The organism is Pseudohongiella nitratireducens, assembly GCF_001642735.1.
Classification (GTDB): Bacteria; Pseudomonadota; Gammaproteobacteria; order Pseudomonadales; family Pseudohongiellaceae; genus Pseudohongiella; species Pseudohongiella nitratireducens.
Map to the genome: position 1 here is coordinate 72,796 of NZ_LWHM01000008.1, position 15,059 is coordinate 87,854.

The 15,059-nt window shown below is 51.7% G+C and carries 10 protein-coding genes; 2 read left to right on the top strand and 8 right to left on the bottom strand.

Annotated features, from left to right (window positions below):
- Positions 1-230: 230 nt before the first annotated feature.
- The 7 genes from PSCS_RS04340 to PSCS_RS04370 all read right to left on the bottom strand — a co-directional run bounded on the left by PSCS_RS04340 (position 231) and on the right by PSCS_RS04370 (position 9,812).
- A complete protein-coding gene (locus PSCS_RS04340) occupies positions 231-1,088 on the bottom strand; it encodes a universal stress protein (RefSeq protein WP_068810575.1) in 858 nt (285 codons plus the stop codon).
- A gap of 16 nt (positions 1,089-1,104) precedes the next feature.
- Positions 1,105-2,592, bottom strand: coding sequence for a SulP family inorganic anion transporter (locus tag PSCS_RS04345; protein WP_068810576.1), 1,488 nt, complete (start codon positions 2,590-2,592; stop codon positions 1,105-1,107).
- 383 nt (positions 2,593-2,975) lie between these two features.
- On the bottom strand, positions 2,976-3,602 hold the full coding sequence (locus tag PSCS_RS04350; RefSeq protein WP_082866407.1) for a protein tyrosine phosphatase family protein: 627 nt from the start codon (positions 3,600-3,602) through the stop codon (positions 2,976-2,978).
- A gap of 11 nt (positions 3,603-3,613) precedes the next feature.
- On the bottom strand, positions 3,614-6,667 hold the full coding sequence (locus PSCS_RS04355) for an efflux RND transporter permease subunit (protein WP_068810577.1): 3,054 nt from the start codon (positions 6,665-6,667) through the stop codon (positions 3,614-3,616).
- An 11-nt stretch (positions 6,668-6,678) separates the two neighbouring features.
- Positions 6,679-7,758: an efflux RND transporter periplasmic adaptor subunit gene (locus PSCS_RS04360; protein ID WP_068810578.1), complete on the bottom strand. Its 1,080-nt coding sequence runs from the start codon at positions 7,756-7,758 to the stop codon at positions 6,679-6,681.
- Entirely contained in the window at positions 7,755-8,324 is a 570-nt protein-coding gene (locus PSCS_RS04365; RefSeq protein WP_068810579.1) for a TetR/AcrR family transcriptional regulator, read from the bottom strand. The genes PSCS_RS04360 and PSCS_RS04365 overlap by 4 nt, the downstream gene beginning before the upstream one ends.
- Positions 8,325-8,462: 138 nt before the next feature.
- Positions 8,463-9,812: a mechanosensitive ion channel family protein gene (locus PSCS_RS04370; protein WP_068810580.1), complete on the bottom strand. Its 1,350-nt coding sequence runs from the start codon at positions 9,810-9,812 to the stop codon at positions 8,463-8,465.
- A 247-nt stretch (positions 9,813-10,059) separates the two neighbouring features.
- Between PSCS_RS04370 and PSCS_RS04375 the strand changes: the two genes are divergently transcribed.
- Both PSCS_RS04375 and PSCS_RS04380 read left to right on the top strand, forming a co-directional pair.
- Complete coding sequence (locus PSCS_RS04375) at positions 10,060-11,220, top strand: tyrosine-type recombinase/integrase (protein WP_232790079.1); 1,161 nt, start codon at positions 10,060-10,062, stop codon at positions 11,218-11,220.
- A gap of 103 nt (positions 11,221-11,323) precedes the next feature.
- A complete protein-coding gene (locus PSCS_RS04380) occupies positions 11,324-13,726 on the top strand; it encodes a carboxy terminal-processing peptidase (RefSeq protein ID WP_068810582.1) in 2,403 nt (800 codons plus the stop codon).
- 99 nt (positions 13,727-13,825) lie between these two features.
- On the opposite strand, the gene PSCS_RS04385 is transcribed toward PSCS_RS04380, so the two are convergent.
- A complete protein-coding gene (locus tag PSCS_RS04385) occupies positions 13,826-15,004 on the bottom strand; it encodes a DUF3089 domain-containing protein (RefSeq protein ID WP_068810583.1) in 1,179 nt (392 codons plus the stop codon).
- Positions 15,005-15,059 lie beyond the last annotated feature (55 nt).

Genomic DNA, 15,059 nt, shown 5'->3' on the forward strand with positions numbered 1-15,059 from the left:
TTTCCTTTAAAATCAATGAGATGTAGAGTTAGTGGCTGGATTTTACAGCTTTACCGGCCGGACCTCAACATGAGTGAGGCATCCGTGCAATTGTTGTCATCCGGAGAAATCGACATCGATTTTCTGGATTATGACTGGCGGTTGAATCATGAAAAGTCTCTCAAATGATCAAAGGTGAGAGCAGCACCTGCGACTCCAACTTCTTCTTGAGAGAAATTGAGAGAAACGTCTTAGCGCAGAATCAAGACAGGTACTGTGCTCGTCGCCAGCATTTTCGTGGTATTGCTGCCGACAATAAATTCCCTGATGCGTGAGTGGCCGTAGGCGCCCATCACTTTCAGTTCTATATTCAAGCGGTTCTGGAAAGTCATCAGGCTCTCGATAACATCTCCCTGGATCAGATGCGGTTCGACATTATGGCCGCGCGCCGATAGCAACTCGGTAGCGTGGTTAAGCCGCTGCCGGTTTTCCTCAGTGTCATTAGCAACCATGACGATGTGGCCTGGCAATGAAGACAGCAACGGGCTATTGGCAATACGATCAATCGCCTTGTCAGCAGTTTCACTGCCATCATAGGCCAGCATGTAATTGCCCGGGGTAGAAAACTGCCCCGTGGCCATCAGAATCGGGGTATGAATAGCGCGAACCACATTCTCCACATGAGAGCCAATGGTTTCGGTCTGCAAGTCATGATCACCGCCCAGTCTGCCAATCACATAGAGGCGGGTTTCACTTTCGTATTTGAGCAAAGCATCCAGCAGTTGATCATGTCTTTGCTCGGTGCTCACATCAGTGGCTCCTGCAGCAACTGCCCTGTCTTTGGCATCGCTTAACAGGTGTTTGCCGTGCTCAATCTCCAGTTTCTTGCGCTTTTCATCCAGCTCGGTCAATTCTTCCAGCAGATGTTCCCTGCTCCCAAGACCAATTGCACCGGATAAGTCTTCATGTGCGGGAGAAACGGTTTTTTCCAGCACATGTAAAAAAGTCAGCGGTGCATTCAGCAGAGAGCTTGCCCATGCTGCGGTATCACAGACGGTATTAGATATGGCAGACCCGTCGATACAGGCAGTCACCTGGTGTTTTGTCATTATTATTCTCCCTCAGTTAATGGCCAGCCATCAGTTTTTCAACTTCTTCCGGTTTATCGTAGACACCGAATTTATCGACGACGGTACGAGTGGCTTCATTCATACCAACGATGTTGACTTCAGTGCCTTCACGCCGGAATTTGATAACGATCTTGTCCAGTGCGGCTACCGCAGTAATGTCCCAGAAGTGTGCCTGGTGCAGATCGATATGAACGCTATCCACCACCTCCTTGAAATCAAAAGAATCCGTGAATTTATCCGCTGAAGCAAAGAAAACCTGCCCGATCACCGTGTACTGACGCTGGCTGTTGTCCACCTTCTCACTTTTAACGACCATGAAGCGACCAATTCTGTTAGCGAAGAACATCGCTGCCAGCAACACACCTACAAAAACACCGATAGCCAGGTTGTGTGTGGCAACCACTACGACGACCGTTGTAATCATCACAATGTTGGTTGACCAGGGGTGCTTCTTCAGATTGATCAAAGAATCCCAGGAGAATGTACCAATGGACACCATAATCATCACGGCCACCAGCGCTGCCATGGGAATCTGTTTCAGCCACGTATCCATGAATACCACCATGAACAACAGAAAAACGCCGGCGGTGAGCGTGGAAAGACGACCCCTGCCCCCGGATTTAATATTGATCACGGACTGGCCGATCATGGCACAACCTGCCATACCGCCCAACAGGCCGGCACTGATGTTGGCGATGCCCTGCCCCTTGCATTCCCGGTTCTTGTCGCTGCCGCTATCTGTCAGGTCGTCAACGATGGTTGCTGTCATCAAGGATTCAAGCAGACCGACTACGGCCAGCCCCGCTGAGTAAGGGAAAATGATCTGCAGTGTTGTCAGATTAAGTGGGACATCTGGCCAGAGGAAAACAGGCAAGGTATCAGGCAATTCGCCCATGTCTCCGACGGTGCGTATATCCATACCAAGAAACAGGGCAATAGAAGTCAATGTCACAATACAAACCAGTGGTGACGGGATGGTTCTACCAACAACGGGTAACAGCGGGAACAGGTAAATGATGCCAAGCCCGGCTGCCGTCATTGCGTACACATGCCAGGTTACATTGGTCAATTCCGGTAACTGTGCCATGAAAATCAGGATCGCCAGGGCATTCACGAAACCTGTGACAACCGAACGGGAAACAAAGCGCATCAGACTGCCCAGTCTGAGATAACCGGCAGCAATTTGTAAAACACCTGTCAACAAGGTAGCTGCCAGCAGATACTCCAGCCCATGCTCTTTGACCAGCGTTACCATCAACAGCGCCATGGCGCCGGTGGCTGCACTGATCATACCCGGACGACCACCGACAAAGGCAATGACCACTGCAATACAGAATGACGCATAGAGGCCGACTTTAGGATCAACGCCAGCAATGATTGAGAAGGCAATTGCCTCGGGAACCAGTGCTAATGCAACGACGATCCCTGCCAGTAAATCTCCGCGAACATTGGAGAGCCAGTCTTTCTTAATAGTATCTATCATCTTCGCCTACAAATAACTATAACGGGGTCCGATCAAGAAGGAGCTGGACCAGTTGGTAAAAAATGCGTGTTTTTTCAGTACCCTATCGTGAAAACATAAAGAAGGTAATCAATCCATACGATGAGGGATGGGAAAAATAAAAAGGAAGGGAAAGGCTATGGCGGACTAATACGCAAAATTTGATCCTGCTCGACGGGTATTGAAAATCAATAATGTTGATGGCTGATCAACAGGGAAGCAGAATTGTACAGGAAGGGCGTTTTTTTTCAACGCTGGCTGCAACCTGTGTTGCTCCAGCACTGGTTGATTGAAGAACGCCTTTCCTCTTTGCTGTTTTGTTTTCGCTTTTGGTAAAAGGCCGGTAGCCCGGCCGAAAACCAGGGTTAAACGTCAGACGGCGTCCAGTCACAGTCAGGACACTCTGGCGAAATATCGTGCTCGGCAAGTACGTCGAAGATAAAATCGCGCCACGTGGTATTTGGCTGCCAGATAGTGTTCATGTCCGCTTTGGCAGTGGCCACGTCAACATCATCATAAATCACGCGATACAGAAAACTGAAGGCGCTGGCACGGGCGTTGACCTGGCAATGCAATAACGTTTTCCGCTCAGGGCTGTGCTGCATGGCGTCGGCAAATACATAAAAGTCCTGGGGTAACGGAGCTTCCCAGTCCACCGGAATATGCAGGTAATCCATCCCCAGGTTTTTTACCAGAATATCTTCGTCAGCGATGGCGTTACGATTATTGGTGAACGCGATGTAAACGATACGCTCGTAACCGGCCTCTTTCAGCGCACCTAACTGTTCCTGTGTCGGTTGACCGGCACTGGCAAAGTTAGGTGAATACTGACGCAGATTGAATACCTCGTTCACGCTTGCCTCCTCTGCCTGTAAATGTGCAGGCACTTCAGTGTCACCTGGCTGTGCAAGTGTCAATGGCGAAAGAAGGCAGCATGCAACCAGCAGCCCAGCGCTGAAACGTCCCGGCAATACCCGATTAATCAATGACATAGAAAAATTCCTTATACTTTATAATCCGATGCCGTGCGTATTCTGAAGAGCAAAGCGTAAAGTACAGGTACAGCGATTAGCGTCAATATTGATGCAAATGCCAACCCACCCATGATGGTAACTGCCATACTTGCAAAGAAGGCATCACCCAGTAGTGGAATCATACCAAGAATTGTCGTGGCTGCGGCAAGGAATACCGGGCGAATACGACTGACACTGGCATAAATCACGGCATCAGTGGATTCTCTGCCCTCCTCCAGTTGTGCATCAATCTCGTCAACCAGTACGATCGCATTTTTCATCAGCATACCTGAGAGACTCAGGAAACCCAGCAAAGCGGTGAAACTGAACGGCATTTGCGTCAGCAGCAAACCGGCTACCACACCACAGATTGACATCGGGACCACCAGCCATATAATCAGTGGCTGTCGAACTTTGCCAAATATCAATACCGAGATGCAGAACATCACCAGGAAGCTCAAGGGTAACTGAGAGCCCAGCGAAGCCTGCGCCTCACCGGAGGCTTCATACTCCCCGCCCCACTCAAAGTCATATCCGGCGGGCAGCGGGATTGCTTCGATATCCTGCCGGATCAGGGCCAGTACTTCTGCCGGCGTTCTGCCCGGGACAGGATCAGCCTGCACAGCCAGGGTGCGGTGGCGATTTCTGCGCTTGATCAATGTCTCTTCTGCCCGTGTCGAGAAACTGTTAACCACTTGCTCTACGGGAACGTAGCGTTGCTCGCTAGTGCTCCAGATCAGTCGCTCATCCAGACCTTCAACGCGCAACCGTTCAGAGGCTGGGGGCCGAATGATGATCGGTATGCTCTCATCACCTTCCCGATAGCTGCCCGCGGTAACCCCCTGTGTCGCGAAATCCAGGGTTTGCGCCAGGTCATTGCGGTTAATACCGGCCAGCCGGGCCCGTTCTTCGTTGAAATTGGGGACAATAACCAACTCTCGTTGCTGCCAGTCCTGGCGCAGATCCATCAGGAAATCTTTCTCCGCCATTATGGCCGTGGCCTGCTCTGCCAGACGGCGCAGCTCTTTGGCATCCGGCCCCATAAAGCGGGCTTCAATCTTGGCGCCGGCACCGGGGCCAAATACCAGCCGTCGGGTCTGCACATCGGCATTGGGGTAAGCCGCTGAGAGTTTTTGTCGTACCTCCAGTGCCAGCTCATCGATCAGGAATCGATCGGTGGTAGCGACAATTAACTGGCCATAGCCCGTATTAGGCTGCTGTGGTTCATAAGTGAGCATAAAACGGGAGGCGCCCTGGCCGATAAAACTGGCGACGCTTTCCACGCCATCCATTTCGAGCACCATCTGGTCGATTTCTGCAATATCACGCGCTGTAGCACGAATGTCTGCACCTTGTGGCAATTGGTAATCGACAAAAAACATGGGGGTATTGGAGTCAGGAAAGAATGACTGCTTCACAAAACCAAATGCCCAGAAACTGGTCACCGTGACAACCAGCAAGGTGACAAGGGCCAGCCAGCGATGCACCAGACTGAACTTCAGGACTTGCCGATAGGCCGCATAGATGACACCTTTGTAGGGGTCGTTCTGATCACCGGCACCCTTCACTTTCAGCAAATATTCACCAAATAAAGGTGTGACGGTGACTGCCAGAAGCCAACTTAGCATCAGCGACATACCGATCACAGCAAACAGCGAGAACAAGAATTCTCCCGTGGTATCCGGGGACAGGCCGATACCGGAGAAGGCCATAATGCCGATGACGGTTGCACCCAGTAACGGCCATTGCGTGCGACTGGCAGCCCGGCTTGCCGCTTTGTGTGCCTTCATGCCCATTTGCATGTTGATCAGCATACCCTCAGCAATCACGATGGCATTATCGACCAGCATGCCCATGGCAATAATCAGGGCGCCGAGGGAGATCCGCTCCATCTCGATATTGGCAATGCGCATCAGGAACACAGTGCCAGCAACGGTCAGCAGCAATGTCAGACCCACCACAATACCGACACGCCAGCCCATAAACAGACAAAGTACTGCGATGACAATACCGACCGACATCGCCAGGCTGATCATAAAATCATTAATCGCTGCATCAACAACTTCGTGTTGTGCATAGATGGGCTCCATCTGGACACCCAGGGGTATTTCGCTGCCAAGGGAGGCCAGCTCAGCACTAACGGCCTGGCCTACTTCGACAATGTTGACATCAGCTACCCCGGCAACAGCCAGGGTAAATGCACGCTGGCCATTAAAACGGATGATCTCCTGGGGTATCTCTCGACTTTCCCGGGACACGTTGGCGATGTCTACCAGGCTGATTTGGTCCGTACTGCCCGGCTGACCGATTCTGAGGCTTTCGATATTGGATACACTGTCAAATCCAGAGTCATTGCGGATATTGATGTGCATGTCACCGATACGGGAACTGCCAGCGGTAGTGACGGTATTTTCGTTCTGAATGCTGTCGATAACAGAGCCCAGTGGCATACCTGTATTGATCAGGCGATCATTCGGCACTTCGACGTAGATAACTTCGTCAGGAAGGCCGCGCGTTTCCACTTTTGCGACCCCGTCAACGAGTAACAATTCCCGGCGCAGGAAGCGGGCAATATCACGGATTTCATTGTCGCTGTAGCCAGGTGCAGTGACAGCATAGAACATACCAAACACATCGCCGAAGTCATCATTAACCACAGAGGGCCCGGCACCACTGGGTAGAAGACGTTGGTTATCGCTGACCTTGCGGCGTAACTCATCCCACACCTGGGGCATTTCAGAGCCATCATAGGTGTCATTAATTTCGACGGTGATCTCAGAGCGGCCAGGCAGCGATTTTGACATGATCCGCTTTAACTGCGGCAGTTGCTGAATCGCTGACTCCAGATTCTCTGTGACTTCCTGCTCTACCTCAGTCGCCGTGGCACCGGGGTATTGAGTGACAACAATGGCCTGTTTGATCGTAAACGCCGGGTCCTCCAGGCGTCCGATCGTCATCATGCCCCAGATACCACCCAGGAACAGAATCAAGATCAATAGCCAGGTGTTTACCGGCTTGTTAATAGCCGCGCGTGCAATATCCATATAACTCGACCTTAGATATTGGGTGTGTAGGGCTGAACGCGCATGTCATTGCGCAGAAGATGGGCACCGGCGGTCACGATTTGCTCGCCACCGGTTAATCCGGAGGTGACCGTAGCCCGAGAGCTGCCCAGTTCGCCAACAGAAACAATCTGAGGAGACACTGTCTGGGTATCAGCCTGGTAGATCCAGACTCTAAAGTCGCCGGCCGGATCGGTGTCCAGCGCAGCAACAGGTACACTCACCTGCTGCAAACTGCGGTTTGGTGCAGTGACAGTCACCGTGGCGGTCATTCCCGGCAATATGCCCTCCGCCATATCGTCAGGCAAGGCATAATCAACCTTGTATGTCTGTGTCACCGGATCAGCTTCAGTCGCGTGTTCGCGGTAGGACAGTTTAAATGCCTGCCCCGGCCTGGCATTAAGTTCTGCCTCAACATCAAGCTGACCTCGTAACTGCATGTCACTCATCAGGTTTTCCGGGATAGAGAAGCTGATGCGCAACTCTGTTACATCCTGGACACGGACAATCTGACTGCCCGCCTGCACCTGGGTAAACGGGTCAACGATACGTCGGGTAATCAGGGCATCAAAAGGCGCTTCAAGCGTGGCATAAGCCAGATTCCGCTCTGCCTGTTCCACCGCCAGTTGCCGAATTTCCAGATCGGCAGCGACCCGGTCATAGGTGGCGCGTGGAATGGCGCCGCGCTCCAGCATTTGTTGATTGCGCTGATGATCCAGCTGGGCAAGCTCAAGGGCGACTCTGGCCTCGTTGGCTGCACGCTCGTAATCGCGCTTGTCCAGCGAGGCAATCACCTCGCCTTCAGCTACCCGGCTGCCTTCCTGCACAGGAATGCTCACCACTCGGCCACCCACCTGAAACGCCAAATCAACGGTACTGAGCGCCTCAACGCGACCGACAAAGCGTCGTTGTCCGGTTAGCTGTTCACTGTCAACTGTTTCCAGCTTTACGGTTTGCACAATATCAGCTGGAGAGAATTCTGCAGTACTTTCCTGACAACCTTGAAGAATGGCACCTGTCATAAGAACCGGCATCAGACTGCGAAACATAAAGCCGGGGGTGGAGAATCTCATGTTAACTCCTCGGATAGAGATAAAAGACGTTGAAAGAGTTCATTGCGTGTGGCATTTGAATACGGCGCAATGCCCAGCACGTTGTGCAGTAACAAACCGTCCGCAGCGGCCCAGAGCAGAAGAGTCATGGTCGGGTCTGAAGACTCTTTGACCATTTCCTCGTAGTAGCGTGACAGCTTCTCTTTAATGGGCTCAAGCAACTCAGGGCTTTGCACAGAAGCAGCAATAATTGACAAATAAACCTGCGGATCTGCTGTCTGATGACAGGCGATACAGCGCAAAAGTGAACGCACCGTAACGTTCTTTTCACCTTCCAGGGCAGATGATTCGCTTGCCATCATTGCTTCATTTTGCTCAAGCAACCTTTCCATCATGCCTTCCAGCAATGCATCTTTACTGCGGAAGTTATACAGCAGGCCACCTTTGCTTAACCCACACTCTTTGGCCACTTTCTCGAGCGTGAGATTGGCAGCACCTTCCCGGCCGGCAACGCGTTGCGCCGCATCAAGAATGTCGTCTCTCGAGCTGCCGTTCTTGCGGGAATTCGTTTGTTGAATATCTGTCATAACTTAACCGTCTGGCTGGTACAGTGTGTAAATCAGTATAGCCACAGATGTTACCAATGGCAACACCCGTAAGCAATCAGACAGAAAAAAAGAATGCTTATTCAGGGAAAAAAAGATATCGGGGGAACGACAGAATGTTCAGTCGCTATCAGCTTGTGAAGGAAAATCCTGCATTGTCAACGATTTGCCGTCGGCCCAGGATTCCGGTAATCCACTCTTGATGTGCAGGTCACGCTGCGGGTAAGGAATCGTTATGTCGGCTTCCTTGAATGCTTTCCAGATGGCCAGATTGATATCTGAGCGAACCTGGGCGAAGCCGTTGATAGGATCATTGACCCAGACTCGCAACTCCAACGCAATGCCACTGTCTGCAAACTCGATCAGGCGCACTGCTGGCGCAGGGTCCTGCAGGACGCGGGAAGAGGCTTCGGCGCAATTAAGCATGATTTCCATGGCGTGTGCCGGGTCGTCGTCATAGCTGATCTGAACACTGACGCGAATTCGAACGTTAGGATCGGCATAACTCCAGTTAATAACCTGCGATGTAATCAGATTCTCGTTGGGAATCAGCGTATCAACCCCTTCCCGGTTACGAACCACGATGTAACGGGCTTTGAGTTCCTGTACCCAGCCAAATTTATCGCCAACGGTAATGATGTCTCCGGGTTTGATCGAGCGATCCAGCACCAGAATAAACCCGCTGATAAAGTTCGAGGCGATTTGCTGCAGGCCAAAACCCAGGCCGACACCCAGTGCCCCGCCAAAAATCGCCAGTGAACTCAGATTAATACCAACTGCATTGAGTGCTAAAAGAAAAGCCAGTGTAATCAACAGGAAACGACTGAATTTTGAGACCCCTACTTTAAAACTGGGGGTCACGCCAGGCATACGTTGCACTTGCTTGTTGATCAACTCAGCAAGCCATAGCGCAACAACAAACGCGACCGCGATAATCAGCAACAGGTTGATGGCAGACAGCACAGATATCCGGAATTCTCCGAAAGACACTGCCATGTTGTCCATCACGGTGAGAATGGTCGGTAACCAGCCCAGCAGATGAAGTATGACCAGCATCCAGATAAACAGTGTCAGCACATTTTCTGAAGACCTGAGCAGTACATTTGCTGTAAAGACTTTGCGCAGGGTGTAAACCGCCATTCTGACGGCTGCCAGCGCCGTCAGAATCGGAATAGCAATATCGAGCAGATTTACAGGCAGCATATAGCCGCGCATGATGGCGCGGGCAGGCACGATTAATAACAGAGCGACGACTGGCCAGAGCAGGCGCTGAAGGCTGCGGATGGCAATATGACGAATTCCGGTGAAGTGGCTTGAGTCCGAATGGGCTTTGAGCAGGCTCTGGATCCGACGGTTGATGAATGCAGAAATAACAATAGCCAGCATCAGTGCCAGAATCTGCCACCAGAAGTTGCTCTGCTGAATGATTGCCAACGTACTGTTGATGACAGATTGTATGGATTCGGGCATCGCAACCTCGCTGCTTTGTAGTATGCTTAGCATAACGACTGACAGGTGAAATGAGAAGCCTGGAGGGTGTTTAATACAGCCAGATTCGCATACCAGACTCTTTGGTTGGTAACTACTAACATTGTTTGAATACAATGTGTTGGAAACAAAACAATATGTTCATTATTAAAACAGCTGAGCAAGATTAATGGTATCTCCGGCGTATCAAAAGCGTGCCCCGCTCCCTTTGTTCGATACCCTGGAACAAATGCAAAACCCCTGGCAGCACCCGCCTGAATTACCCCGTCACCCCAAGACTAGCTGGCCTGATTATGCCATCCAGGACTTCAGGCGCAGTGCTGAATTTCTCTACTCATATCGCGGCAGCGCCGACACATTTTCTTCCTACCGAAGAGAGCTGGAGCACTTCCTGCAATGGCTGTTATGGGTGGCCGACAAGTCACTCAAGCAGGTTGAGCGGCAGGATGTTGAGCGTTACATCGAGTTTGCCAGGCGCCCGCCTGATGCCTGGATTGGTGAGAAACATGTTGCCCGTTTTATTGACAGCGAGGGTGCACGCCAGGCAAATCCTGACTGGCGCCCCTATGTGGTGGAGAACGAAAAAGAGTACGCCTTGTCACAGTCCGGACTACAGGCAATATTTGCGGTCCTGGGCAGTTTCTACAATTACCTTGTACAAGAAGGCATGGCAGAGGTTAATCCGGTTGCCAGGGTTCGCCAGAAAGGCAAGTTTCTGCGCAAATCCCAGTCACAGACGCGCATACGACGGCTGTCCCCCATTCAGTGGGATGTAGTATGGGAAACAGCAGAGAGCATGGCAGAGCAGGATCCGCAAACCCACGAACGCACCCTTTTTATTCTCAGTGCGCTGTTTGGCATGTATCTGCGGATCTCAGAACTGGTGGAAACAGATCGCTGGATTCCGCAAATGGGCCATTTCCAACGTGATATGGAAGGGAACTGGTGGTTTTTAACCGTAGGTAAAGGCAATAAAGAAAGAGAGGTCTCGGTCAGTGATGACATGTTGGTGGCGTTAAAACGTTACCGGCTGTCGCGTGGCATGACGCCTCTACCTGCCCCGGGCGAATCGACCCCGCTGATCCATAAAACCCGCGGTAAAGGCGGCATTACCAGTACACGACAAATCCGAGGCATTGTTCAATCTTGTTTTGATCGGGCCAGCGAGGTGCTGCGTAGTGAGGGTGCGGACGAAGAAGCTGACCGGCTGTCAGAGGCCACCGTCCACTGGTTACGCCATACCGGTATCTCTGAAGATGTGAAATATCGCCCCAGGGAACATGTTCGCGATGATGCCGGTCATGGTTCCAGTGCGATTACCGATCGCTATATCGATGTGGAGCGTGCCGAACGTCATGCCACCGCAAGACACAAACGGCTGGGCTCTTGATTGTGCAAAATCGCCAATTTGTCAGGTCTCCTGCCTTGACACCGAGGCCTTAAACATAATATCAAGAGTCTCTGTGACACCCATTTCACGGTGAGGTTGTATTTTGAATACCGTACATGAGAAAACTAACGCTAAACCACTGATTGAAAGCATATTTGTGGCAAGCCGCAAGCAGGCAACAAGACCTGCCGGTTATCTGCTATCGGCCCTGCTCATGCTGAGCACCCCCATTCAGGCACAAGATGCGGTTGATCCCGATACTGAAGCACAAGCGCTTTCAAGCAGCATTAATGACAGTACGGAAGAATCGCAGGGACTCAGAGAGCCCGATGTTCCGCTGGATGTAGAGGCGCTCTACGAAACCATGACACCCATTCCCGTGTACGGTCGCACTGCGATTGAATTACTGCGGGAACTGGAGACCAAACATTATTCTCCAGTGACCTTTGATGATGCGTTTTCCAATCAGGTATATGACCACTACATCGAAGCACTGGATGGTCAGAAGCTGTACTTTATGGGCGGTGACATCGAGCAACTGGATCAGTACCAGACAACGCTTGATGATGCATTGAAAAACGGCGATCTGCAGCCTGCTTATGAAATCTACAACCTTTACCATCGAAGGCTCCTTGAGCGTCTGGTCTGGACGGTTGAATACGTAGAGTCTGAAGTCGCTAACCTTGACTTCAGTGAGCAGGAGTACCTGGTACTGGATCGGGAGGATCAGCCATGGGCTGCTGATGAAGCTGAACTGAATGATATCTGGCGCCGCCGGGTCAAAAGCAGTGCGTTAAGCCTGACGTTGACCGGCATGGAAACCGATAAAGTGGTTGAGCGGTTGAGCAAACGCTACCGCAATCAGTTGAGTCAGATATCAAAAACCAATGCTCGTGATGTGTTTCAGGCTTACCTGGGCACGGTCGCGCGCACGGTTGATCCTCATACCAGCTATTTTTCTCCCCGTGACTCTGAAAACTTTAATATGAGTCTGCGTGGTTCCCTGCAAGGCATTGGTGCGCAACTGACGTCGGAAGACGAATACACCAAAGTAGCTGAACTGATCACCGGCGGGCCGGCTGAGAAACAGGGCGATCTGCGTGCCGGCGACCGTATTATCGGTATTGCCCAGGGCGAAGACGGCGAAATGCAGGACGTGATTGGTCTGCGTCTCGACGATGTGGTTGATCAGATTCGCGGTGAAGAAGGAACATTGGTTCGCTTGAATGTGATTCCCGCAGATGCCACTTCCGAAGCCGGTGCCAAAGAAATTGCTATCGTGCGTGACACAGTAGAACTGGCTGATCAGTTCGCCAAAAGTGAAGTCATCGAGGTGGAATCAGACGGTGAACTCTACCGGGTCGGCGTGATCAACCTGCCCTCTTTCTATTTTGATTTTGAAGCGGCTGCTGCCGGTTTGGAGAACTATCGCAGCTCTGCCCGGGATGTGAAAGCTGAACTGGAGTCGCTGAAAGAGCAGGATGTAGCAGCAGTGGTCGTCGATTTACGTTACAACGGCGGCGGCTCTCTGAATGAAGCCAACGAACTGGTTGGCCTGTTTATCGAAACCGGCCCAACGGTTCAGATTCGCTATTCCGGCCAGCGAAACGGCTTTGTCCGCTCCTATGGTGACACCAATAAAGAAGTGGCTTATGACGGCCCACTGGCAGTGCTTGTTAATCGTGCCAGTGCCTCAGCCTCCGAGATCTTTGCCGGTGCGATCCAGGACTATCAGCGCGGCATCGTGCTCGGTGGCCAGACCTTTGGTAAAGGTACTGTTCAGGAAATCATTCCGATGAACTATGGACAGGTCAAACTGACCCGTTCCAAGTTCTATCGTATTTCCGGGGCCAGTACCCAGCATCGAGGCGTATTACCGGATATCACCTTCCCGGACCGCTACCAGGCGATTGAAACCATGGGTGAAAGCAACCTGGATGGTGCCCTGCCGTGGGATACGGTTCGTCCGGTTGAACACCAGGACTATTATCCACTGGAGGACATCCTGCCAGAGTTGATGACGCGCCACGAGGCACGCGCGTCTGATGACCCTGACTTTGTTTTCCTGGAAGGTTCGGTGGAGCGTATGCAAACTGTAAGAGCACGCGAAACACTTCCCCTCAATCGGGAAGAGCTGAAAGCGCAACGTGATGCCGATCGTCGCGCCGCGTTCGACGCTAACAACGCTCGTCTGGCTGCAAAAGGTTTGCCACTGGAGGAATGGAAGGAAGAAAGCGAACTGGCTGCCCTGGAAGAAGCAGAAGAAGAGGAAGCCGCATCTGAAACCGATGAGGCTGACAACACTGAAGTCGCCGATGCTTCAGAGGCAACTGCAGAAGAAGAGGAAGCCGAAGAAGACGATCCGTTGTTGATGGAAAGTGGTCGTATTCTGGTGGATATGGCCCAGTTGCTGGGCCAGCCAATGGCGGCTGTTATGCCTGGCGATGGTATGCAGGCCGCTCAGGTTGAGGTTGACCGCTCAGAAGAGACAACAGAGGCGTTATAACAACGTCTCACTAACGTCACTAGAAAAAGAAAGGGAGCCCAAGGGCTCCCTTCTCTTTTTTCACGCAGGTATATCAACACCTGACCAAAATCATATCACTTAACGTTGCAGTTCCCAGGTTCTGGATTGCTCGTGAACAATTGCCTGCAAGTCACCCATTGCCACATTGACATCAATCAGGTGTAATCCCCAGCCGGCATTCACAGAGCCATCAGGGTTCATCACATCGCCCACAATTTCATCGGTACGCGGATCGTCCGGATCAGCATTAACAGTGATTTCCAGGTAATGAAAGCGGCCATTGTTAACGCATTCACCGCTTAATAAACCAGGCACGCTGACAAATGGTGTATGTATCGCCATACCACCGTCTACCCAGGGTGCCGGGCCTTCAGAGGAAAAGCCATCCGCCTGGGTATTGCTCAGATAAGCATGGAGTTCGTTAGCGCCTTTTGCCAGCTGTGCCGGGTTAGTGCAAACCGCATAGGTACCATTACCGTTGCGACCGAAGCTGGCATTGTCGGGCGGCGGTACATCGCTGCGGAATGTTACATAACTGATAATGCAACCAATCTGCCCGGCACTCTCGCAAACCGGCATGCTGGTAAACGTACCGCCAACGTTTCTACCATCAGGTACCTGAACCGTGGTACCCAGCAACATGGCAGAGAGAATTTGCTCCTGCACGGGTTTGTTCTCGATTTCATTAACAATCAGGCGGGTCAGTACCCCTGCGCCCTGGGAATGACCAACCAGGACTACGCCTCGGCCATTATTATAATTCTCCAGGTAATGATTCCAGGCATTGAGCACGTCGTTATAGCCCATTTGCGTATCTGGTGCTGCCATACTGTCGTCACCGGAAATACGTGCCCGAAGTGCTGGCAAAGTTACCTGCCGGTATAAAGGTGCAAATGTCCGGCATTCTGAACCCAGCCTGGCAAACTGGCTACGGACCACGTTGTACTCTTCTGGGCCGGCTACCATGTCACTGTTGGGTGAATTGTCCTGGGAGACTGTCGGGTAAACATAAAAGCAATCAATATGGGCCAAGGGGTTATCGCTCCATGCCTGCATACGGGTATTGCCATTGGCTTCTATAACCGTGGTGCTCATGTCAATTTCACAGGCTCGCGGATTTTCCGGCAAGCACAGCCAGTTTGATTCCTGGCTGTAATCTACGGCGTCCTGTGCAACAACAGGGTCAGTTGCGCTTAATCCTATTAATGCAAAGGCACTCAGTGCCAATGCCGGTTTGCTGAATATTCTGAAATCCATTTGGGACCCCCCAGAATTGAAATGTTCGGGAATATGGCGAAAGTCATCTGAAAGA

Excerpts from the sequence above, each read along its gene's own strand:
- PSCS_RS04375 (WP_232790079.1), top strand. The coding sequence starts at position 10,060 with ATGCAAAACCCCTGGCAGCACCCGCCTGAATTACCCCGTCACCCCAAG.
- PSCS_RS04345 (WP_068810576.1), bottom strand. The coding sequence starts at position 2,592 with ATGATAGATACTATTAAGAAAGACTGGCTCTCCAATGTTCGCGGAGAT.
- PSCS_RS04350 (WP_082866407.1), bottom strand. The coding sequence starts at position 3,602 with ATGTCATTGATTAATCGGGTATTGCCGGGACGTTTCAGCGCTGGGCTG.
- PSCS_RS04340 (WP_068810575.1), bottom strand. The coding sequence starts at position 1,088 with ATGACAAAACACCAGGTGACTGCCTGTATCGACGGGTCTGCCATATCT.
- PSCS_RS04385 (WP_068810583.1), bottom strand. The coding sequence starts at position 15,004 with ATGGATTTCAGAATATTCAGCAAACCGGCATTGGCACTGAGTGCCTTT.
- PSCS_RS04360 (WP_068810578.1), bottom strand. The coding sequence starts at position 7,758 with ATGAGATTCTCCACCCCCGGCTTTATGTTTCGCAGTCTGATGCCGGTT.
- PSCS_RS04355 (WP_068810577.1), bottom strand. The coding sequence starts at position 6,667 with ATGGATATTGCACGCGCGGCTATTAACAAGCCGGTAAACACCTGGCTA.
- PSCS_RS04370 (WP_068810580.1), bottom strand. The coding sequence starts at position 9,812 with ATGCCCGAATCCATACAATCTGTCATCAACAGTACGTTGGCAATCATT.
- PSCS_RS04365 (WP_068810579.1), bottom strand. The coding sequence starts at position 8,324 with ATGACAGATATTCAACAAACGAATTCCCGCAAGAACGGCAGCTCGAGA.